The organism is Alphaproteobacteria bacterium (genome assembly GCA_004295055.1).
GTDB lineage: Bacteria > Pseudomonadota > Alphaproteobacteria > SHNJ01 > SHNJ01 > SHNJ01.
On sequence record SHNJ01000006.1, the window covers coordinates 90,832 to 113,769 of the forward strand.

Below are 22,938 nucleotides of genomic sequence, written 5' to 3' on the forward strand. Positions count from 1 at the left end.
CGCATGGGTGACGCAAAAGTGACGGATTTTCTGGATCAAGTTGTTGATTGTGTTGAGATGATTCACCGATACCCCAACCATCGCGATATAGGGGGAAAAGGTGATCAATATATATCACATCATTATCCTGCATATATAAGGGTTGGACCCAAGGTGCGTCATCTCAACATCGTCAATAGGTTAGATGGATTTTGCCGTCATTTCAGCGTCACTCATGCGTCACCCGCAACGCTGCAATCCCTATCTCTCAAACCAGCTTTCTTCCCCGCGCTGACAGGTCGCGTTCTATCTGTCAGGTCACTGCCGCCTTTCCGGCAGCACATCACCCCTGAAAGGAACCATCCATGAAACCCGAAACACAAAAACAGATTGCAGCCACGCTCAAAGCGTTCAAGCCCATCGAAGCCTATATCGCGCAGAAGAAGAAAATCGCTGCCGCTTTCGATGCGCTCGAAGAAAAAGTTGCCCGCACCGGAGCAGAGCATAAATCATTCCTGCAAAAAGCCGGGGCGCTTGAAGCCAAACGCCTGCTTGGCGAAGCCAGCGATGCGGATGCTCAGGTGCTGGACACAGATCTGATCGCCGTCCGCGATCAGCAGGATCGTCTCTCTGCTGCACGTCAGGCATTGGAGCTTCAGCAGGCGGAACTTGATCATCGGGTCAAACCGCTCTACGAGGCGGCAGGTCAGGCTATCGGCGATCTGCGCCGTGTAATAGAGGCCGATCTCGATCAGGAAATGCGGCAAGCGGCGTCCATGCTAACCTCCATCGTCAGCAGGCTGTATGCCTTTCGTCATGCAACAGGGATTGGTCTGCCGAGCCGTGAAATCATGGACATGAAGATTCCGTCCGTGGTCGATGGCTCAAATCTGTTTCAAGAGCCTGCGCGTTTCCATCCGCGCAATGACAGCGTGATTGAAGCCGCATGGGAAAAAGACAAGGATGCCAAGGCTCTCCATGACAGTCTGCAGGCGTTTGGTCTTGCCTACAGCATCTTGCATCGTGACGAGCGGCGTGTTGATAGCGAAGAAAGACGAACAGAGCGTGACACCGAGCAGCCGCGCGCTACTAATGATGCGGTCTGAGAATATCTTGGGTCCTTCCTGGCCGAAAACCATAGCGGGCGGGCAAGGCCCGGCGGTTTTCTAGCGTCAGGCCCGCAAAACGGGTTACAGGGTCGGTTACAGGTTACATGTTTCCGGCCCGAAACCCCGGTTGAAAGCCATGAAATGATGCTGAATTGACTGGATATATCGCAGGAATGAAGCGTTCATGGGGATATGTAACCCGTAGGATGTCATGACCGATTAAAACAAAGACCGTTATTCAAAACGCCATCACTGCCAACCTCGCCGCGCTGTCCCAGCGTTTGACGGAAGCAGCAAGCCTGGCCGAGCAAGCACACACCGCCATGACGCAGGGTGAGCAGAATCAGTCCATCGGCACGATCCTTGACTTCGACCGGATATTGCCGGAGGCGCAGACACTCTACGCCGCTGCCATCGCCCTGCATGGTGGTCTTTAACGGGAGCGGAGCTTTAGATAGAAATAAGCAATCTTATGACTATCTAATTGAAATAAAACGCTTTACCGCGACCCCAAATTATATATTGCAATTTTAACAAATCGTGTTAATTTTGCACACATGTATCAGAGAGAGCTTACCCAGCAAATCACGGACGGCCTTGCCCACAATGCGGCGGTAGCGCTTCTGGGGCCGCGCCAGATCGGGAAAACAACGCTGGCCCTGGATATTTCCAAAACCAGGCCTGCCGTTTATCTCGATCTTGAAGACCCAGACGATTTTCAAAAACTGCAAAATCCCGTTGAATACGCAAACCTCCACGCCGACAAACTGATTATTCTTGATGAGGTGCAGCGCTATCCAGACCTTTTCACATCCCTGCGTGGCATCATCGATCAACGTCGCCGCGAAGGCCGTGGCGAAGGCCGTTTCCTGCTTTTGGGATCGGCCTCAAACGAATTGCTACAGCAAAGCTCTGAAAGCCTTGCGGGGCGCATCAGCTATCTTGAGCTTTCGGGTCTCAACCCCACCGAGGTCGATGCAAAAGATTCCGCAACACTTCAAAAACTCTGGCTGCGGGGCGGTTTTCCCCGCAGTTTTTCTGCGAAAGACGACAAAGAAAGCGACGCCTGGCGCAAGGATTTCATCCGCACCTATCTGGAACGTGACATCCCTCAGCTCGGCCCCCGCATTCCCGCCGCGACGCTGATGCGATTCTGGACGATGCTGGCGCACACACAGGGCGAGAATTTCAATGCCTCGAAACTGGCATCTTCCCTTGACGTTTCCAGCGTCACCGTCAGCCGTTATCTGGACTTGATGGTGGATTTACTTCTGGTACGCAAGCTGGAACCATGGCACGGCAATGTGAAAAAAAGGCTTGTGAAGGCGCCGCGCGTCTATGTCCGCGACAGCGGCATTCTCCATCACCTTTTGCGCATCTCAGATTACGAAAACCTTCTCTCCAATCCCGCCCTCGGCAAAAGCTGGGAAGGCTTCGTCATTGAAAATATCCTCGCCGCTTTGCCGCACCGCGTGCATCCCTTTTATTACCGCACGGCAGTGGGCGCGGAGATCGACCTTTTGCTTGAGGTCGCGCATCAAAAATACTGGGCGATTGAAATCAAGGCCGGACAGCGCCCAGAGCTTGAAAAAGGGTTTTATACCGCCTGCGACGATCTGAAGGTCAAACGCAAGATTGTCATTTACGGTGGTCAAGAAGTCTTTCCGATGGGTGACGGTGTCACGGCCATGCCGCTCACGGCGTTTTTGAAAGAAATGGAAGAATTACGATGAACAACACCAAAAAAGAGCAGGAACGCGCCGCGCTGCATTCGACCATCTGGCGGATCGCCAACGATCTGCGCGGCAGCGTGGATGGGTGGGATTTCAAGCAATATGTGCTGGGGATGTTGTTTTACCGTTTCATTTCTGAAAATCTCGCCAGCTACATCAACGAAAAACAACGCGAGGCTGGAGAAAAGAATTTCAACTATACTGCCCTCAAAGACAAAGAAGCCGAGCGCGGGCGTGAGCTGATTTTGGAGGAAAAAGGCTTTTTCATCCACCCCAGCGAGTTGTTTGATAATGTTCGGAAAGCAGCGGCAAGTGACACCAATCTGAACGAAACACTGGAAAAGGTTTTCAAAAACATCGAAGCCTCCGCCAAAGGCACGGACAGCGAAAACGATATGCGCGGGCTGTTCGATGATATCGACGTGAACAGCAACAAGCTGGGCGCAACGGTGCAAAAACGGAACGAGCTTCTGACCAAGCTCATGAATGCCATCGGCGATCTGCCTGTGGGCAGCTATGGCGATAATACGATTGATGTCTTCGGCGACGCCTATGAATACCTGATGACTATGTACGCCGCCAACGCAGGGAAATCCGGCGGTGAGTTTTTTACGCCGCAGGAGGTCTCGGAGCTTCTGGCGCGCATCACGGTTGTCGGCAAAACCGAGGTGAACAAGGTTTACGACCCCGCCTGCGGCTCCGGCTCGCTTCTCCTTAAATTCGCCAAGGTGCTGGGCAAGGAAAATGTGCGTAACGGATTTTACGGTCAGGAAATCAACATCACGACCTATAACCTGTGCCGTATCAATATGTTCCTGCACGATATCAACTACGAACAGTTCGACATCGCCCATGGCGACACGCTGGCCGAGCCGAAACATTGGGACGATGAGCCATTTGAGGCTATCGTTTCCAATCCGCCTTATTCGATCAAATGGGACGGCGACGCAAACCCCATCTTGATTAACGACGAGCGCTTTACGCCCGCCGGAATCCTCGCGCCAAAATCCAAAGCCGACCTGGCCTTTGTCATGCACACGCTTTCTTGGCTGGCAACGAACGGCACGGCGGCGATTGTTTCCTTCCCCGGCGTGCTTTATCGCGGCGGAGCGGAGCAAAAAATCCGGCAATATCTGATTGATAACAACTTCATCGATGCTGTTATCCAGCTTCCGCCGGATTTGTTTTTCGGCACGACCATCGCCACCTGTATTCTTGTTCTAAAGAAGAACAAGAAAGACAACAAAACCCTGTTCATCGACGCCAGCGCGGAATTTGTGCGCGGGTCAGCTAAAAATAAGCTGACAGCGGCCAATGCCAAAAAAATTCTGGATTGCTACACCACGCGCGACAGCATCGAGCATTTCTCTCGTTTGGTAGATAATACTGAGATCATAGAACAAGGATATAATATAGGTGTCGGCCAATATGTCGAACAAGAAGATAGAAGAGAAACCGTTAACATTTCTGAATTAAACGCACGTATTACAAATATCGTAGCGCGACAGGCCAAATTAAGGACGGAAATTGACGCAATTATTGCTGATCTTGAAGGAGATGCGGCATGAATAAAATAGAAAAAATGATCGCTGATCTTTGCCCGAAGGGAGTAAAATCCTCAAAATTTGGAGATTTAGCAACAATTGTCCGTGGTGCATCGCCTCGACCAATCCAGAGTTTTGTTACAAGCGACCCTGATGGGGTGAATTGGATTAAGATCGGTGATGTTCCCCCAGGAGGAAAATATATAACGTACACAAAAGAAAAGATTACAAAAGAAGGTGCAGAGAAATCACGGTATGTGAATAAAGGGGATTTCGTTCTTTCCAACTCGATGAGTTTTGGGAGGCCTTACATCATGAAAATCACGGGATGTATTCATGACGGATGGCTGGCTATCAGTGACTTTGATAAAGCTTATATGTCTGATTTTCTCTACTATCTTCTTAGCTCATCTATTGTTCAGAGAATGATGGCGCAGCGCGCGTCGAGCGGAACGGTACAAAACCTAAATGCTGATATTGTCAAATCTCTAGACCTCCCCGTTCCGCCATTAGAAATCCAACGTGAGATCGTGAAAATACTTGACACGTTCACGGCTCTCGAAGCAGAATTGGAAGCAGAATTGGAAGCGCGTCGTCGGCAGTATTCGTACTATCGTGACGCGCTTCTTGCTTTTGATGACGCAGACATAGATAGCGCCGCAAGCAAGCAAGCGTAAGGTGGATGGCGATGGCGTCAATAGCTAAATACTCCGACACGCGAATTAGTGCTAATGCCCTCGACAACGATAACTATGTCGGGGTTGACAACATTCTGCAAAACCGTGCCGGAAAAACATCCTCAAATTATGTTCCACAAACTGGCAAATTCACCTGCTATGAACAGGAAGATATTTTGCTTGGAAATATTCGCCCCTATTTGAAGAAAATTTGGCATGCTGACCGTCAAGGCGGGACCAATGGCGATGTTCTGGTGGTGCGAATAAGGGACGAAGAAAAAGAAACCATCAATTCGCGTTATCTCTATCAGATTTTGGCAGATGACAAGTTTTTTGATTACAGCATGCAACACGCAAAAGGCGCAAAAATGCCGCGAGGCAATAAATCCGCCATCATGGATTATAAAATTCCCGTCCCGCCGATGGAAGAACAGGAACGCATCGTTTCCATTCTCGATAAATTCGATGCCCTGGTGAACGGTATCTCCGAGGGTTTGCCCGCCGAAATCGTCGCCCGCCGCCAGCAATACGAACATTACCGCGATCGCCTTTTGACGTTTCAGGAGGCAGCATAATGACGGAATTAAACATCATCGCCGAAAATCCTAACAGTACCGTCGTCGCGGAATACGTGCCTGTTGATAAAGGCGCGCAAAAATATCAATCCGAGGCCGAGCTGGAGGTGGAATTTATCCGCATCCTGCAAAGCAACGGCTATGAATATCTGCACATTAACAGCAATGACGATTTATTGAAGAACCTACGCGCGCAGCTCGCGCGGCTGAACGCCGTCACCTTTTCCGATGCCGAATGGGACCAGCTCCTTACCCATTACCTTTCAAACAAAAACGATTCCATTGAGGAAAAAACAATCAAGATTCAGGAGGATTATATCTATAACCTCCGCCGCGACGATGGCACGACCAAGAATATCCGCATTATCGATAAGGACAACATCCACAATAACGCGCTTCAGGTCGTTAACCAGTACGAAGCCGCGGGGACGCGGCAAAACCGCTATGACGTGACCGTCCTCGTCAACGGACTGCCGCTTGTGCATGTGGAGCTGAAACGGCGCGGCGTTGCCATCCGCGAAGCATTCAACCAGATCAATCGCTATCAGCGCGATAGCTTCTGGGCGGATTCTGGCTTGTTTGAATTCGTACAATTGTTCGTTATCTCCAACGGTACGCATACCAAGTACTACTCCAACACCACCCGCAGCGCGCATCTGAAAGAACAGGCGGGCAAAACATCTGGCAAGAAAACCAGCAACAGCTTTGAATTTACGTCATGGTGGACAGACGGAAAGAACAAGCGCATCCCCGATCTGGTCGATTTCGCCAAGACGTTCTTTTCCAAGCATTCGCTTCTATCCGTTCTGACGCGCTATTGCGTGTTCACGACCGACAAGATGCTTTTGGCCATGCGCCCCTACCAGATCGCGGCGGCAGAGCGTATTTTGAACAAGATCGCCATGTCCACAAACCTGAGGGCTTTGGGCGATATCGATGCGGGCGGTTATATCTGGCACACCACAGGCAGCGGGAAGACGCTGACCAGCTTCAAGACCGCGCAGCTGGCCAGCCGCCTGGACTTTATTGACAAGGTTCTTTTCGTTGTTGACCGCAAAGACCTCGATTACCAAACGATGAAGGAATACGACAAGTTTGAAAAAGGATCGGCGAATTCCAACACCAGCACGGCGATTTTGACGAAACAGCTTGCCGACCCCAACGCCAAAATCATCATCACGACTATCCAGAAACTGGCCAAATTCATTTCCGGTAATAAAGGCCACGGCATCTTTGATGGCCATATCGTGATGATTTTCGACGAATGCCACCGCTCGCAATTCGGTGAAATGCACACAAAAATCACCAAGGCCTTCAAGAATTATCATATCTTCGGTTTCACCGGCACGCCCATCTTTGCCGCCAACGCCGCTTCGGGCGGCAATCCGCACCTTAAAACTACGGAGCAGGCTTTTGGGCAAAAGCTTCATGCCTATACCATCGTGGATGCGATCAACGATGAAAACGTCCTGCCGTTCAGGATTGATTATATCAATACCCTGAAGATGAAGGACGACATCAAAGATAAAAAAGTCCGCGCCATCGACATTGAGAAGGCGGCGAATGCACCAGAACGCATCGCGCAGGTGACAGATTATATACTTGAGCATTTCGACCAGAAAACCAAGCGTAACGAGCGTTATACGCTCAGGGGCAAGCGACTCTATGGCTTTAATTCTATTTTTGCCGTCAGCTCCATCGAGGTGGCCAAGAAATATTATGCTTCTTTCAAGGCGCGGAATGCGGATTTGAAGGTTGCCATCATCTACAGCTTCGGCGCGAATGATGAGGAAGGCGATGACGGCATCCTGCCGGATGAGGATTTCGACACCAGCGGCCTGGACAAAACATCACGCGATTTCCTTGATGCCGCCATTGCGGATTATAATAAGGATTTCAGCACGAGCTTTGATACCAGTTCCGACAAATTCGAGAATTACTACAAAGACCTCTCGCAGCGGGTCAAAAACCGCGAAGTTGACCTCCTGATCGTCGTCAATATGTTCCTGACGGGTTTTGACGCGACAACGCTGAACACCCTTTGGGTGGATAAGAACCTGCGACATCATGGATTGCTGCAAGCTTTTTCCCGGACCAACCGCATTCTCAACTCCGTCAAGACTTTCGGCAACATTATCTGCTTCCGCGATCTGGAGCAGGCGACCAATGATGCCCTTTCCATTTTCGGCAACAAGGAAGCTGGCGGAATCGTCATCTTGAAGCCCTACAGAGATTATTATTACGGTTGGGATAAAGATGATGGCACGCACCAGCGCGGCTATAAAGAACTTGTCGCCGAATTGCAGGAACATTTCCCCTTGCCTGTGTATATCGAGGGCGAACAAGCCGAAAAGGACTTCATCAAGCTCTGGGGGGCGATCCTGCGCCTTCGCAATATCCTGTCATCCTTTGACGAGTTCGCAGGCAATGAAATCCTGACCGAGCGCGAGTTTCAGGATTATCAGAGCGTTTATCTTGATCTCTACGACAAACTCCGCAAGCACAAGGATGCTGACAAGGAAAACATCAACGACGACATCGTTTTTGAAATCGAGCTGGTCAAACAGGTCACCATCAATATTGATTACATCCTGCAGCTCGTCGCCAGGTACAACACGTCCAAAGATAAAGAAATCCTGGTCACGATTGACAAAGCGATGGGCTCCAGTCCCGACCTGCGCAGCAAGAAAGAACTTATCGAACAGTTTATTCAGACGCTCAATGCCGGGACAGATGTTGACCGCGACTGGCGTATCTTCGCGGATAAGAGCCGCGCGGACGAGCTGGAAAAAATTATCACGGAAGAAAACCTCAAGCCTGAAGAAACCCGCAATTTTGTCGCCAACGCCTTCCGTGATGGGCAAATCAAGGCGACAGGCATGGCTTTTGCGGGCATCCTCCCGCCTGTGTCCATGTTCGATGCTGACAACGCCCGCGCCAAAAAGAAAGGCGCAGTACTGGATAAGCTGCGGGCGTTCTTTGATAAGTATTTTGGGGTGTAGCGTTAATCTTTCTCTACAAGATCCCGATTCTATAAGGTAAACAGCTTTCTATTTTTCACGGTATCCGCCAGCGTGTGCTTGTCGAGGGACGCTAGAAAGGCCTGTTTCGCATCGAATAAATAATGTTTGAGCTGGCATGCGCTGGCAATGCGGCAGGTGTTCGTGTCCTTGTTGAAACATTCGACAATGTCCATGTTCGGCTCCAGCGCCCGCACCAGATCACCCAGCTTCAATTTGTCAGCCCGTTGCGCAATCTTGATACCACCCCCTTTGCCTTTGCTGCTGTCAATGTATCCAAGCTGCGCCAGACGATGCACAACCTTAACCAGATGATTGCGCGAAATCCCGTAATGCTCGGCAACCTCCCTGACGCTGCAGCGGCGGTCAGGATGGGCGGCAAGATACATCAGGCTGCGCAGGCCGTAATCTGTAAAAATGGTCAGTTGCATGAATACTCAATCATTCTGTTATTGACTCCTATAGCATAAACTTTAATATGTATGATAGATACATATTAAAGGAGATTCCCCATGCTCAACGAAAAAACCATCCAGATCGTCAAATCCACCGCCCCCATCCTGCAAGAGCATGGCGAAACCCTGACCCGCCATTTTTACAAGCGCATGTTCAGCCATAACCCAGAGGTTGCCCCATTCTTCAATCCCACCAATCAGACCGCAGGAAAACAACAACGCGCCCTGGCAGGAGCCATCGCCGCTTATGCCGCCAACATCGATAATCTGGAAGTGCTGGGCGGTGCGGTCGAGCTGATTGCCCAAAAACACGCATCCCTGATGATCAAGCCGGAGCATTATCCGATTGTTGGTGAAAATCTGCTGGCATCCATCCGCGAGGTACTGGGCGAAGGCGTAACCGACGACATCATCAATGCCTGGGCGGAAGCCTATGGCTTTCTGGCCGACATCCTGATTGGCCGTGAAAAACAGATTTACGATGAAAATGCCAAGAAACCTGGCGGCTGGGAGGGCTTTAAATCCTTCCGTGTCCTCCGCAAGGAAAAGGAAAGCAGCAACATCACATCATTCTACCTTGTCGCCGCCGACGGTGCGCCACTCCCTACGTTCAAACCTGGGCAGTACATCACCGTTCGTACTGAAACCCCGAATGGCTCGACCACGATGCGAAACTACAGCCTCTCCGACAAGCCGGGGCAGGAGCATTTCCGCATCAGCGTCAAGCGTGAGGTTCCACCGGAGGCGAACACGCCTGCCGGATATGTTTCAAACATGCTGCATGACAAGATTGAAGTCGGTCATACTATCGAGATCGCGCCGCCTTGTGGTGAATTCTTCCTGGACGTCAGCGAAAACCATGCCCGTCCATTGGTTTTGCTGGCAGCGGGTGTTGGGATCACGCCGATCAACAGTATTCTTCTGACAGCACTGGATGCTTTCCCTGAGCGTGAGATCGTCCTTGTGCATGCCGTATTGAACGAGGATGTGCAGGCGTTCCGTAACAGCTTTGATGCCCTAGCGCAGAAACATAAAAACCTGAAAGTCTATTACCGTTACAGCGATGCGCCACAGACAAGCGCCGCCAATGCCAGCAACGGCTTTGTGACAGCGGAATATTTGGAAACGCTTCTGCCAGGACGTGATGCCGATTATTATTTCTGCGGCCCGCAACCTTTCATGGTGACCCTCTATCATGGCCTGATGCAATGGGGCATACCTGCATCCCAAGTGCATTTTGAGTTCTTTGGCCCACGGCAGGAGCTGGAACGCGCAGCATAATCGGTGGCCAAGAAAACCACCGGTCGCTCAAAAAAGAAAGAGAGCCACTTAGCTTAACGCCAATGACGTCTTTATGATATACATCTCTAAAGATGTTTAGCGCCCGGTTGGGTGCACACGTCCATGAGCGAGCAAGCGCAATCCGTTCAGCACAACAAGCACAGTGCCACCTTCGTGACCGATAACCGTCAGGGGTAGAGGCAGATCAAAAAACAACCCTCCGGCAACCAGAACGATCATCGCACCAATCGCGAAGGTCAAGTTTTGTCGTATGATGGATGCGGTCTTACGGGCAAGCAGGTGGGCTGAGGCCAGTTGCGCCATATCTTCGGATAAAAGAGCGACGTCTGCAGCCTGCAGCGCCACATCTGACCCGGCGGCTCCCATTGCAATCCCGACATCTGCCCGAGCAAGAGCCGCCGCATCATTAACGCCGTCGCCGACAAACGCGATCCTGCCCTCGGCGGCCAGATCTCCGACCCTGCGTACTTTATCTTCCGCCAGCATATCGGCGAATATGTTGTCTGGGTGCAGACCAAGCTCCTCGCCAATCCGCAAGGCCACTGGATAGCGGTCGCCAGTCATCATTACAATTTTCTTGATGCCTCCTGCCTTCAAGGAGGCAAGTGCCGGGAGTGATGTCACGCGCAGCTGGTCAGCGATACTGACCGCCCCCAGCACCTGTGATCCCAGACCCAGATAAATGATTGTTTGCGCTGTGCTGGCCAGTTTTACCAGATCGGGATGATCGAGCGCGGCGCCCATCTCCGCTGCCAGCCTTGGATTTCCTGCCCACAATTCCCCGTCTGCATGGCTACCGACGATTCCCGCACTCGGGCGATTGGTAACATTTTTCACAATGGCGAAAGCAATGCCCCGTGCCGTAGCTTCCCGCCTTATAGCGCTTGCGCTGTGATGCTCTGATTGCGCCTCAACACCCGCGAGAAGTGACAAGAAACGCGTTTCGTCACCATCGAGCGCGACCATGGCAGTAATAGCAGCCCTGCCTGTCGTAAGCGTGCCCGTCTTGTCGAAAGCAAATGTATCTACCGCTGCGAGCGTTTCTAGGGCCGCACCACCCTTGAAGAGAACGCCGCCGCGCGCCGCCGCCGAAAGCGCGGACAAAATCGCGGCAGGCACGGAGATAACAATCGCGCAAGGGCTTGCGGCTACAAGCAGCGTGGCAGAACGGTAAAGAGCCTGATCCCAATCGCGGCCAAACCAGTAAAATATTATGAATGCCAAAACCGCGCCCACGAGTACCGCCACCGTATAACGCTGCCCGAACCAGCCGCTGAACCGTTCTGAAGGGGCTTTAGCAGCTTGCGCCTGCGTTACCAAAGCAATCATGCGCGCAACGGTGCTTTCCGCGAGAGCTTTGGTAACTCTCACCTCAAGTACGCTATCGAGATTGATGGTGGCCTCAAAAACAGGCGCGCCAGGGTCTTTACTGACTGGCATGGATTCGCCCGTAATGCTCGCCTCGTCGATAGCACCGTGACCGTTCAGGATCATGCCATCGGCAGGGATGCGCGCTCCTGGACGAAGTATGACAATATCGCCCACGCAAAGCTCGGTAGCTGAAATTTCGGTGACGACCCCATCGGCAGACTTGCGTAATGCCGTTTCCGGGCGCAGCGCCATAAGGGCTTCTATAGCCCGCCTTGCGCGGCCCAGCGCCCTTTCTTCCATTGTCGTAGACAGACTGAAAAGGGTGAGCAACACGGCCCCCTCAAAAGGGGCACCGACAACGGCTGCCGCAATTGCGGCTATGACCATCAAAAGGTCTATATCTAAGACACGCTCTCGCCACAGCGCGGTCATGGCGCGCCAGGCGGCGGGCACTCCGCCTGCAAGGTAAACCAGCGATATGCCCACAACGGAAAGAATTTGTGACGTGTTTTCATCTAATGGCAAGAAACCGGCAATCGACAGCGCCATTCCCAATACGGCCACCCCTGTCAGTAAAACGTCGCCATAACCCGCAAAACTGATCCAATCACCATACCGCAAGGAATTGCAGAAGGAGCACATTTTTGAGGGGGCAGGTTTTGCGATCTTCATGGTTGTCCGATTCTTTTGAATTATCGACAGTATCTGGCAAAAACTGCAGAATACAAGGAAAGGAGACAAAGTACATTCCTTTATCGTTGCTCTTGCTGCAACCACGCGCTCATTTTTGGATAGTCCACGCCGTATCCTAATTGCCAGACGTGTATTGTCTCTCCTACTGATAGTCATAGCTTTGTGGTTCGCTGTTTCGACGAGCGGGGCATTAAAATAAAACGCATAATCTTTGCCTACCAGAATCTATAAAATTCTATCGCTTTTCGCAGCATGGATAGGCATCTGTTCATCAAAATAGTATCGGTCAGAGGTGGCTTGACACAGACGACTATGTTCATATGTCTCGATATCACAAAGTCGGTATCGTACACGTCCACCTATCTTGATAAAGCGAGGTCCAATACCGATCCAGCGCCAGCGCTCAAGGGTTCTGCACGAAACGCCGAGGCGCTCACTCAATTCCTTTTGGTTAATATGTTGAATGGGGGAATTCTTTTGCATGGCTTTTCTCCTTCTCCACGCATGAATGCTTCATTCCAATCTTATATCCAATTAATTCGGCATCATTTTGCGGCTTTCAAAAGATAGCCTGCTTGCCATGCCTTAAGGCCGTTTGATCACGTATCAAAGTAGCGAGTACAATTCCAAAATAAATATAAAACACAATCATCATTTTCCGCCTGTGTACCTCTGCGCTTCTCTCAGGAGCACCGGGCCCCTTTCTCGAACACTCCGCTACACAGGGGCAAAATTTTGTGCTTATATGGCTGGAACGGTAGTAAATACCTCAGATCATTACGAAGATTTCGCCATGGATTCGAGAATAATTCGACAGAGTAAGTCAAAATATGTGGAACCTGGCGCTCCGTTTCTAGTTTTAATTTGAGTCAGTTTCACACCTCCATTTTCTGTATTGATGCGCCGCCGCAATATTGTTCACCCCATGGCTGCATACGGCCACATGCGGTTGCATAAAATTTTAATTAATCTTCCGATTAAAATCCACAAACAGGCCAAAAGTCTTTGCAATATAAGGCTAAATTTATCTTTTTAAGCCTATAATAAAAATATAAAAAATGATTGGCTATAATGCGCTCCTTATGGAAATTTAATGCGCCGGTATTTAGAATCATAAATACCTATGGCATGGAGTAAGGATCAGGAGATCTGTATGGGTAATTCCGACGATGCCCAGGCCGCATCGAAAGGACATAAAAATAAGATCGATCAGGACAAATATGTCGAATCTGTTTTTCGGCTGATTGAGGTTGTCCAGGATTTATCGCATGCGCGCAATTTAAGCGCGGTGATCAATATTATCCGTTCCGCCGCCCGTGATTTAACCGGTGCCGATGGCGCGACGTTCGTATTGCGGGATGGCGACGAATGTTATTATGCCGAAGAAAATGCCATCAGCCCCTTATGGAAAGGCCGACGTTTCCCGCTAAGCGCATGCATTAGCGGCTGGGTTATGTTGAATTCACAAGTGGCTGTTATCGAAGATATCTATGCCGATCCCCGGATTCCGCATGATGCGTATCGCCCGACTTTCGTAAAAAGTTTGGTAATGGTGCCCATTCGCCGCAGCGCGCCGCTGGGAGCCATTGGCAATTATTGGGCACAACAACGCAAACCAACGGAACAGGAAGTGGCTTTATTGCAGGCTCTTGCTGACTCTGCATCCATGTCTTTTGAAAATGCGAATCTATATGCGCAATTACAGGAGAAACTGCGTTTTCCCGCAGATATTGAACCTACCCCGAATAACGGCAGCGAGATTAGACAATAATATTCCGATATCTATTTAGAGGCGGGATACGCTATTGAATCCCGCAACTTGGACATATAATGAACGAAATCCGGGTCTTCACCGGATAACATCACATCCAGCGCCTTGCGAAAATCGTCGCGCTTCATCCAAAACCGAATATAGTCGTCCCAAGACTGCCAAAGACGCTGGGTTTGCTTGCTCATATGTTCTTCGTAAACCAGAATGAAGGCGCGTTCGAACAGAGACAATAATAGATCGAAAATAATCCGTTTTCTTTCTTGCTGCTCATCGGTTAATTGAGAATCCGGGATTACTTTGCCGCTCATTAAATGCAAATCGGCGTTGGTCAGCAATAATTGGCAAAAATCGGCATATTCATCCGATAGTTTTTGATAAATTTCTTCTTCTTCGTTTTGCCGTTCGCGTTTTTGTTCGTACCAAAACAACATCACGGCATAGGGAAGACCGAATACGGTCACAACATAGGAAGCCATTTCCCAAACTTCCAACGGGCTCAACCCGGACAACATAATAACTCTCCATTTTATCTACTTAGGTATTATAGCGTCTCGTTGTGACAACCGCATTACCTTATAACGCATTGAAATATAATAATTATCTATTTAATATTTAAAATTAAGGCTATAATTCGAAGAAAATTTTAAGGATAAAAAATTTGCATTAAAGAAACTTACGTGGTAACATCTATGTTATAATGCTTAAATCCGGTGGGTAATAAACAGATATTTTAGACCACTTATTTCCCCCAATAAATAAGCAATAAGCCGAATGGCGTCAAAATGGGTAAAGGGCAGAAAATGGTCGATAACAATCTAAATCAACAGACTATCACCAACACATTAAGCCAGTTAAAAGCACAGGTTGCCAAAGGTCCCACCTCCACCACTATTTCATCCGCCGATAAATCCAAACTATCCAAAGCGATTGCCGAATCTAAACCGGTTAAAACGGTTGATATGGCCGCCGCTCAATCTTTCATCGCCAAGGAAACCAGGGATAAACTGATGACCAATCTGTCTGGTTTGGTCAAAACGCCGATTGCGGCCGTAAGTGCCAGGGGCGCCTCGATTCCACGGACATCCACGCAGGCGCGCGCCGATGCGGCGGCTATTTTGTCATCTCCGGACGGCACCAATAATTCACCTAAACCAGCTCCGGTCGGTTATGAAATCCGCCAGATTCCCGCAATGACTTTAACTGCTATGCATCGTTATGGTTTGGGGCCCGCTCTGGGTGAAGAAGAAGATATTAATCGGGCTGGTGGGCCGGTTAACTGGCTGCGCGCACAAACCACGGCGCCGTTGGATTTTGGCGGCGATTATCGTCGTACCAGCGATATGCTGGATATTTATGAATCGCGCCATCCATTGGGCGGATTTAACAATACGACCTGGGCGATGTTTTGGAACGCCTATACCGAAGAATGGGGAAAATTTCTGCGCGATGCGGTTTCAACCCGCATGCCTTTCGCCTTTGCTTGGGCAATGTTCTGGTTCAATCATTACGGCACTATCCATAAAATGGATTATTTGGATATGGGCAGTGCGAAGCTGGGAATGCTTGGCACCGCGTTCATCAAAGACGTGGTGTTGCCCAACATGTTTCGTAAATTCGAAGATATTCAGCTGGCTTCTTTTAATAATGCCGGGATGTCATTTCATTTAAATGGGGAAACGGACGGCCGTAATCCAAATCAGAATTATGCCCGGGAAGTTTTAGAATTACATACGGTTGGCCGCGAAGAACGGTATTACCGCAACAGCGGCGCGCCGATGTATACTACTAATACCATTCAAGAATTATCCTATATTTTTAGCGGTCGCGTGGTGCGGATGACGCCGTTTGCCGGCAACGATCAATATGCGCCGGGTGTTCGCGGTTCCATATTCGGTTATCGCGGCACGCACGCGCATCCTGGCGGCACCGCGACCAGTACTCCACTTCCATATCTAGGCAGGCCGTTCGATTTACGGCCATTTCTAAATTACACTTTGGATCGATATCCGGTTGATGCCCATTATATCCAATGGCATATCGAAGACGAACAGACTAAGGTCATGCGTCAAATCGCCAATCACCCCGCGGTTGCCTGGCACCTGGCGGAAAAATTGGTCCGCTATTTCGTCGGCGATGTTGGCATGGAACGCGGCACTTCGCGCGCCTTGATTACGGAACTTGCAACCGTTTGGAACAATACTGGCGGCGATCTTGGGGCGGTAGCAAGGGCGTTAGTAAGCTATCCAGGCGTCTTAACGACCAATAACATGTACATTCCGAAAAAATTCGCCAATCCACAGCAATGGGTTATCAAAACTTTACGGACTTCCGGCTTGTTCTCTTTGAAACCGGCGGGAAGCACCGAACCGGCAGCCTTGAATGATTCTCAGCGGGCGATGATTCAGACTGCGTTGTTTGAATATTTGCGGAAAATGGGAATGAAGTTTGGTTATGCGCCGGATGTACGAGGTTATTTACCGGAAGATAGCAATTGGAAAACGCCATCCGGCATGTTGCAGCGTTTGTTGATTGCATCGGAAATTGGCGAATTGATCAAAGGCCGGGAATCTGCGCGCAGTCTTTATAACCGAACTATTGCAACCATTCGTCTAAATTTCAGCCGTAGTCCGAGCATCTTAAATCTAACATCGAATCAGCATACCGCGTTGCTGGTCAGCGAAGAATTTTTAAAGCGGTAGGAGAGAAGTATGAGTAACTTTTCCAATCTCAGCAGGCGCGGTTTTTTAAAAATTGGCGGCGCATGCGCTGGATTAGCGGTCACGGCCGGTATGCCGGAATTATCCTATGCCACTGTGCCGGGAAACAAAATATTTGTTTTTGTCATGCAAAATGGCGGACCAGACGCGTTGGATTATGTATGTCCATTCAATGATTCGATTTACCGCAACGAACGCCCGGTTTTGCGCCGATCCGCGCCAGGAATCGACGCCAGTTCAGTATTGGATATCAATCACGGTTATTATGGGCTAAGTCCGAATCTTGGATCGATGCGTAATTTATATATGTCTGGAAAGGTTGGATTTTTCCACTCTGTCGCATTTAGCGATTCGCAAGTGCATGGAGGATCGCATTTTGCCGCCACAAACGATATGGTCAGAGGGGCGCCCAATGACAGCGCTGTACGCACAGGATGGGTTAATCGTTTGATGCAGGTGTTGGGCGGTGCAACAGGCATGTCGATGGCGGAATCCAATCGCTCTATGCCATTTCTCGATGGCAGCGGAAATGTTCTAACCTATCAGGCGCCGGGACCCGCGACCGACGTTGGTCTTGTTAATATGATGCGCGAACTATACAGCCCTCTAAGCGGATTAAGCGATTTGTTGCAGCAAGGTTATTCTCAGGACATGGTACTTAGCTCTTCTTTGGCTGGTCATGAAAACCTGACGAATGCCCCGCGCATTAATGATATGTGCAATGCTTTGCGGGAAAGAATGGCGCTGGCCGCATATATGGCGATTGCCGGTGTTGCAAATTGTTTTGTTCTGCGGGGCGATGGCAATGATACCCATAATGGCGCGGTGGTAGCGCAATGGGCCCGCGCTTATGCCGACGGGATGGCTGCTTTTCACGCGATCATGGAAGGCGCCGGCCGTTCCAACGATTATTTGGTGGTAACTGGCGGTGAATTCGGCCGGACAGTAAATGAAAGCGATAACGGCACGCAACACGGCGATGGTGGCTTGATGACGGTAATGTCCGGCAATTCAACCCTAATGGCTGGGATTGGCGGTCAGGTTTTACCGGGACAATTAAACTTGAATCAGCGCTCCATCAATAATTCTATGCGGCCGACAGTATATGCTTATGACATTATACGAGGCTTATTGCGCGCGTTTTATGGTTTAACCAATGCAGAAGCGATGCAAGTATTTCCAAACCGTATAATTAGCAATGTTGGAGGCAATGCCTAAATTTTTAAAATAACCAAGAGAAGCGAGGGAGAAAAAAAGCCGCCCATATGGGGCGGCTTTTTTGTTGAAAGTTCTGGAAATCCTAAGCAACCAATTTTAAGTTGGCTGCGGCTGGTTTACCTTTTTGGGTTACGATTTCATAACTGATTTTTTGGCCTTCGTTCAAGTTTTTCAAGCCAGCTTGTTCCACCGCCGTAATGTGAACGAAAACATCTTTCGATCCATCTTCCGGTTGAATGAAACCAAAGCCTTTATTTGGATTGAACCATTTTACGGTACCGTTAGGCATTTAACACTCCATAGTAAGTTATCGAAAGCTTTGAACTACAAGCTGAGTAAATGCCGAAGCAAACACGTAAGCCAAAAAGGTAGTCAAGCGATACGGAATAATACTCCAATGCCGAATTTTGTCAAATCGCCGGCTTATTAACCTTTTGGCGCCGATAGAGCAGCAGCAATACAAACCCGTTATTCAAAATCACCAGCGATGCAGGATATAAAGCAGTGGTCCAATTAAATATTTCTAACGCCATCAAGGCCGGAATAAATTTCAAACCCGCTATCAAATAACTTAGCAATGGTTCCGCCCATGGCGAACTCCAAGATTTACGGAAAGTCGGATAAAATCCCAATGCATCGACTGCGGTTACAATAATTATCGACCATAATGGATCGTCCGTTAAATACCATGCTATCAAAGATAGAACAGCCGCAATCAATGCCATCAAGTCGGTTTTGGTAATGTTTTTTTCGCCAATTATTAAACTGATAACGGCAATAATGCAGCAACTGAACGCTGTGAATCCCATTGCCCACGCGCCGGGACCGGCGCCGCTTACTACTTGTGCGGCAAACGCGATAATGGTCAATGCGCCCCAAATCAGCCAGGTGAAAAAATGCGGCCGGGTGGTTTTTTGCCATAATCCAAAGAAATAAAGTCCCGTTCCCAGAACACCCATTCCAACCGACAAGGCGCCTAAAATTTCTTTATCGATCATCGCTTGCCTATAGCATAAAACTGGCGCTATAAAAACCGCTATGAATGCAACCGCATTAACATTGAAAGATTTCGACTTTGATTTGCCGCAAGACCGGATCGCGTCGCGTCCGATTTCACCGCGCGATACTGCGAAATTGCTGGTGGTTAAAGATGGCGGATTGATGGATCGGCAGGTGTGCGATTTGCCGCAATTATTGCGCGCGGGCGATTTGCTGGTATTCAACGATACCAAGGTTATTCCCGCCCGGTTGATCGGCGATTGCAATGGCAGGAAAATAGAAGTGTTGTTGCATCGGCCGTCCGCCGGCAATTGGCAAGCCATGGCGCGGCCAGCGAAAAAACTGCGCCTGGGCGATACGATTGTTTTCGGCAAGGATTTCAGCGCCGAAGTGCGCGCCAAAGATCCGGAACAAGGTTTTGTTTATCTGCGGCTTTTGGCGAAACGCGACGATATTATGGGCGCGCTGGCGCAATATGGGCATATTCCGATTCCGCCATATTTCAATCGTGAAGATGACGAGCAGGATAAGCGCGATTATCAAACGATTTTCGCCAAATCCGAAGGCGCTGTGGCCGCGCCAACGGCCGGGCTGCATTTCACGGAATCATTATTGAATAATTTAAAACAATCCGGCATCGATCATGCGTTTGTTACATTGCATGTCGGCGCCGGGACTTTTGCGCCGGTTCGCGCGGAAAAATTATCCGACCACGTCATGCATGCGGAATGGTATGACGTGTCGCCGAAAACCGCGGATAAGATCAGTGAAGTCAAAAAAAATGGCGGACGTGTTGTCGCGATTGGAACCACAGTGGCACGGTCGCTGGAATCGGCCGGATCTCGCGGAGAAATCGCGGCGCGCCAGGGCGAAACGCAAATCTTCATCACGCCGGGCTATTCATTTAAAATTGTCGATATTCTATTCACCAATTTTCACTTGCCGCAATCGACTTTGCTGATGTTGGTGTCGGCCTTTGCGGGAATGGAAACCATTAAAAATGCATATGCGCATGCTATCGCCAATCAATATCGTTTTTATTCCTATGGCGATGCGTGTCTATTATTCCCAGGCAAATAAAAAAGGCGGCCCAAAGGCCGCCTTTAATAGGAATTCGAACCAGAATTAGTTGGTTGGAACGCTTGCTGCCGACGGCATCAACACGGTATCGATCGTGTGGATGATGCCGTTGCTGGCGCTGATATCGGCGCTGGCAACTTGGGCATTGTTGATTTTGCTGCCGTTGCTGCTGGCGGTAATCGCCAAGCCGGCCAAGGTTTGCTGGCTGGCCGATTTTGCCAAATCAGCCGAAGCCAATTTGCCGTTGCTGATGTGATAGCTCAGAACGCGGCGCAATTCAGTTTTGTTTTCCGGTTTTTGCCAGTTGGCAACGGTGCCTGCCGGCAATTTTGCAAAAGCGGCATCGGTTGGCGCGAAAACGGTGATTGGACCTGGGCTGGTCAAAATGCTGTTCAAGCCAGCGGTTTGAATCAAGCTGTTAAAGGTCGACAAATTGCTGTTGGATGCAATGGTGCTGGCCACGGTTGCGGCAGCGTTGCTGTTCGCGGAAGCGGCGTTTTTGCTGTTCAATGCATTTTTCGCAGCGGCGGTGATCGCGGCGTTAGCGGCTTGTTCATCGCTGTTTAAATTGCTGCCAGGCGCGGTGTTGCTGTTGGTGGAAGAATTCATGCTGGTTAAAACGTTCGAGCCGGAAGCAGAATCGGTTTTTCCAACATATTGTGCGGCGGCAATAACCACCACGATGGCCACCAGGACCAAAAGGGTTTTTTTGAAGTTGTTATTCATAATTTTCTCCGTTGATATGAAAGCATTTTGGGAATGCGGGATAAGATGCAGTTTCTTACCGATAAACACTAATCCGGTCAATCCTTAAAAGGCATGATTTGCGGCTTTTTAGTGGCGCGCGTGCGTTAAAACTCCTCAAAATCCGGCACTTTTTGAAACGCGATGCGTCCATTAAAATGCCGGAAATCCGGCTTCAGGTCGCCAAACCCGATAGTGCCATACCCATAGCGTTTATTGATTTTATCCATGGATCCAAGCAGGCTGGATTCGACTTTTTGTTGTGCTGGAACCGCGAATAGATCCATCTGATGCGAGGTCGCCGCGGTAAAATCCGACAAAACTATGGTGACGCGTAACGGCGGATTGTCCGGCGCGTTTGCCCACATTTGTTCCAGCCAGGATAATAAATCCTGACTGCTTTGGGTTTCGGCAAAACGCATGTCGTCGGACCAATATCCGCCTGGTTTTGCAAATTTGACCTGGACCGATAAATGCCGGCAATAAAGCCCCAGGCTGCGCAGCCGCTGGGCGGCCTTCATCAATAAATACCGGGCGAATTTGCGCGCGCCATCGCGATTGCGTAATGGCGGTTCAAGAACATGTTGATGGCTGATGCTGCGCCGTTCCGATGTGGGGCGGTATACCGATTCGCCATGCAACATCGCATAAAACCGGTCGCCCTCGATCCCGCCCCAAATATCGTGCAATTCTTCGGCGGATGCATCGTATAGGTCTTCGATGGAAAAAATTCCGGCATTGTTCAGCCTTTGCAGCATCCCATCGCCGATACCGCACAGATCCGATAGGTCCAGCGGCAATAATTTTCCGGGCAAGTCCGCCCTGGTTATTACCGTCAAACCATCCGGTTTTTTCATATCGGACGCAACTTTGGCCAGAAATTTATTCGGCGCCAAACCGATCGACGATGTCAGGCATTCGCCAACCTTTTCGCGGATATTGGCCTTGATTTTTTTGGCCAGCGCCGTTGCCGCATCGACCGGTTTCTCGTTATCCATCAGTTGACAGGCCATTTCATCAATCGACATAATGCTTTCGATTGGAACGCATTCTTCGACCGCTTTAATAATGGCATGGTGATATTCCAGGTATAAACGGTGCCGCGCGACTTGCAGATGGATATTGGGACATAATTTTTTGGCATCGCCCACCGAAGTGCCCGTGCGAATGCCGTGTTTTTTCGCCTCGTAACTTGCGGCGATGACGGATGTGGAATCGGTCATGGATGGAACGATCGCAACCGGTTTGCCGCGCAAATGCGGGTTGGATTGTTGTTCGCAGGAAGCGAAAAAACTGTTTAAATCCAGGATCAACCATTCGACTTGCATAGGGGCCTCTTTCATGTTCCTGTTTTGTTCTATAATAATGGGGCTGAAATCAAAGTCAAGCCGGGCTTGGCTTTGCCGCTGTTTTTTTGTATCGTTCCTTGTGAAAGGTGTGTCATGGCAAAAAATAAAGTGGAAGAATTTATTGAAAATCAGGGGCTTGGAATTGTGGTAAAGGAAATGCCGCAGACATGCCGTTCCGCCGCCGAGGCGGCTGCATCGATTGGGTGTACCGTCGCGCAAATCGGCAAATCGATCATATTTAAAGATAAGGCGCAGGACCAGGCGGTATTGGTCATCACCAGCGGCGTTAACACGGTGGATGCCAAAAAACTGGCCAATCAAAATAATTTGCAGCTGGAAAAAGCCGATGCCGACTTCGTTCGCGATAAGACCGGGTATGTCATTGGCGGCGTTCCGCCGTTTGCGCACGCGAATCCGGTGCGCACCTTTATGGACGAATCTTTATTTCAATTTGCCGAAATATGGGTGGCGGCCGGGCATCCATACAAGGTGATGCGAATGACCCCGCAAGAATTGCATAAAATTACCGGCGCTCAATTAATTGCGGTTTAAAAAAGGCAAAACCGCCGTATTTTTAGGCGTTGTGGAATAATTGCTTTTGC

General features: G+C 49.7%; 22 protein-coding genes. 13 read left to right on the forward strand and 9 right to left on the reverse strand.

Translation table 11 applies throughout. From position 1 onward, the window contains the following. Positions 1–3: 3 nt before the first annotated feature. Positions 4–348, forward strand: coding sequence for a hypothetical protein (locus tag EYC62_00900; GenBank protein TAH37820.1), 345 nt, complete (start codon positions 4–6; stop codon positions 346–348). Further along, positions 345–1,085, forward strand: coding sequence for a hypothetical protein (locus tag EYC62_00905; protein TAH37821.1), 741 nt, complete (start codon positions 345–347; stop codon positions 1,083–1,085). Before EYC62_00900 ends, EYC62_00905 begins: the two co-directional genes overlap by 4 nt. 212 nt (positions 1,086–1,297) lie before the next feature. Here the strand turns inward: EYC62_00905 and EYC62_00910 are convergent, their stop codons facing one another. Continuing rightward, positions 1,298–1,513, reverse strand: a complete 216-nt coding sequence (locus EYC62_00910; protein TAH37822.1) for a hypothetical protein — start codon at positions 1,511–1,513, stop codon at positions 1,298–1,300. Positions 1,514–1,645: 132 nt separating this feature from the next. Between EYC62_00910 and EYC62_00915 the strand changes: the two genes are divergently transcribed. The 5 genes from EYC62_00915 to EYC62_00935 are packed head-to-tail and all read left to right on the forward strand — an operon-like array spanning position 1,646 to position 8,619. Next, positions 1,646–2,821, forward strand: coding sequence for an ATP-binding protein (locus tag EYC62_00915; protein ID TAH37823.1), 1,176 nt, complete (start codon positions 1,646–1,648; stop codon positions 2,819–2,821). Continuing rightward, the gene (locus EYC62_00920) at positions 2,818–4,389 is read left to right on the forward strand and encodes a type I restriction-modification system subunit M (GenBank protein TAH37824.1); all 1,572 of its coding nucleotides are present in this window, start codon (positions 2,818–2,820) and stop codon (positions 4,387–4,389) included. The genes EYC62_00915 and EYC62_00920 overlap by 4 nt, the downstream gene beginning before the upstream one ends. Positions 4,390–4,403: 14 nt before the next feature. After that, a complete protein-coding gene (locus EYC62_00925; protein ID TAH37845.1) occupies positions 4,404–5,042 on the forward strand; it encodes a type I restriction endonuclease subunit S in 639 nt (212 codons plus the stop codon). 5 nt (positions 5,043–5,047) lie between these two features. Then, a complete protein-coding gene (locus EYC62_00930) occupies positions 5,048–5,617 on the forward strand; it encodes a restriction endonuclease subunit S (GenBank protein ID TAH37825.1) in 570 nt (189 codons plus the stop codon). Continuing rightward, complete coding sequence (locus EYC62_00935) at positions 5,617–8,619, forward strand: type I restriction endonuclease subunit R (GenBank protein TAH37826.1); 3,003 nt, start codon at positions 5,617–5,619, stop codon at positions 8,617–8,619. The genes EYC62_00930 and EYC62_00935 overlap by 1 nt, the downstream gene beginning before the upstream one ends. A gap of 29 nt (positions 8,620–8,648) precedes the next feature. Here the strand turns inward: EYC62_00935 and EYC62_00940 are convergent, their stop codons facing one another. After that, positions 8,649–9,068, reverse strand: coding sequence for an Rrf2 family transcriptional regulator (locus EYC62_00940; GenBank protein ID TAH37827.1), 420 nt, complete (start codon positions 9,066–9,068; stop codon positions 8,649–8,651). A gap of 81 nt (positions 9,069–9,149) precedes the next feature. Here EYC62_00940 and hmpA point away from each other — a divergent pair, with 81 nt between their 5' ends. Beyond that, positions 9,150–10,373: an NO-inducible flavohemoprotein gene (gene hmpA, locus EYC62_00945; protein TAH37828.1), complete on the forward strand. Its 1,224-nt coding sequence runs from the start codon at positions 9,150–9,152 to the stop codon at positions 10,371–10,373. A gap of 96 nt (positions 10,374–10,469) precedes the next feature. On the opposite strand, the gene EYC62_00950 is transcribed toward hmpA, so the two are convergent. Next, complete coding sequence (locus EYC62_00950; protein ID TAH37846.1) at positions 10,470–12,407, reverse strand: cation-translocating P-type ATPase; 1,938 nt, start codon at positions 12,405–12,407, stop codon at positions 10,470–10,472. Between the two features lie 276 nt (positions 12,408–12,683). Then, positions 12,684–12,941 (reverse strand): DNA-binding protein, encoded by a 258-nt coding sequence (locus tag EYC62_00955; protein TAH37829.1) that lies wholly within the window; start codon positions 12,939–12,941, stop codon positions 12,684–12,686. Between the two features lie 670 nt (positions 12,942–13,611). Between EYC62_00955 and EYC62_00960 the strand changes: the two genes are divergently transcribed. After that, entirely contained in the window at positions 13,612–14,229 is a 618-nt protein-coding gene (locus EYC62_00960) for a GAF domain-containing protein (GenBank protein ID TAH37830.1), read from the forward strand. An 11-nt stretch (positions 14,230–14,240) separates the two neighbouring features. On the opposite strand, the gene EYC62_00965 is transcribed toward EYC62_00960, so the two are convergent. Continuing rightward, a complete protein-coding gene (locus EYC62_00965) occupies positions 14,241–14,729 on the reverse strand; it encodes a hypothetical protein (protein TAH37847.1) in 489 nt (162 codons plus the stop codon). A 282-nt stretch (positions 14,730–15,011) separates the two neighbouring features. On the opposite strand from EYC62_00965, the gene EYC62_00970 reads away from it, so the two are divergent. Both EYC62_00970 and EYC62_00975 read left to right on the forward strand, forming a co-directional pair. After that, positions 15,012–16,928 (forward strand): DUF1800 family protein, encoded by a 1,917-nt coding sequence (locus EYC62_00970; protein TAH37831.1) that lies wholly within the window; start codon positions 15,012–15,014, stop codon positions 16,926–16,928. 9 nt (positions 16,929–16,937) lie between these two features. Then, entirely contained in the window at positions 16,938–18,164 is a 1,227-nt protein-coding gene (locus EYC62_00975) for a DUF1501 domain-containing protein (GenBank protein ID TAH37832.1), read from the forward strand. Between the two features lie 82 nt (positions 18,165–18,246). On the opposite strand, the gene EYC62_00980 is transcribed toward EYC62_00975, so the two are convergent. After that, positions 18,247–18,453: a cold-shock protein gene (locus EYC62_00980; GenBank protein TAH37833.1), complete on the reverse strand. Its 207-nt coding sequence runs from the start codon at positions 18,451–18,453 to the stop codon at positions 18,247–18,249. A 121-nt stretch (positions 18,454–18,574) separates the two neighbouring features. After that, entirely contained in the window at positions 18,575–19,162 is a 588-nt protein-coding gene (locus tag EYC62_00985; protein TAH37834.1) for a hypothetical protein, read from the reverse strand. A 40-nt stretch (positions 19,163–19,202) separates the two neighbouring features. On the opposite strand from EYC62_00985, the gene queA reads away from it, so the two are divergent. Beyond that, entirely contained in the window at positions 19,203–20,243 is a 1,041-nt protein-coding gene (queA, locus tag EYC62_00990) for a tRNA preQ1(34) S-adenosylmethionine ribosyltransferase-isomerase QueA (protein ID TAH37835.1), read from the forward strand. Positions 20,244–20,288: 45 nt separating this feature from the next. Here queA and EYC62_00995 read toward each other — a convergent pair whose 3' ends face one another. Continuing rightward, complete coding sequence (locus tag EYC62_00995; protein ID TAH37848.1) at positions 20,289–20,852, reverse strand: fasciclin domain-containing protein; 564 nt, start codon at positions 20,850–20,852, stop codon at positions 20,289–20,291. A gap of 242 nt (positions 20,853–21,094) precedes the next feature. Continuing rightward, entirely contained in the window at positions 21,095–22,330 is a 1,236-nt protein-coding gene (locus EYC62_01000; protein ID TAH37836.1) for a DNA polymerase, read from the reverse strand. 99 nt (positions 22,331–22,429) lie between these two features. Here EYC62_01000 and EYC62_01005 point away from each other — a divergent pair, with 99 nt between their 5' ends. Continuing rightward, a complete protein-coding gene (locus EYC62_01005; protein ID TAH37837.1) occupies positions 22,430–22,888 on the forward strand; it encodes a YbaK/EbsC family protein in 459 nt (152 codons plus the stop codon). Positions 22,889–22,938: the final 50 nt, after the last annotated feature.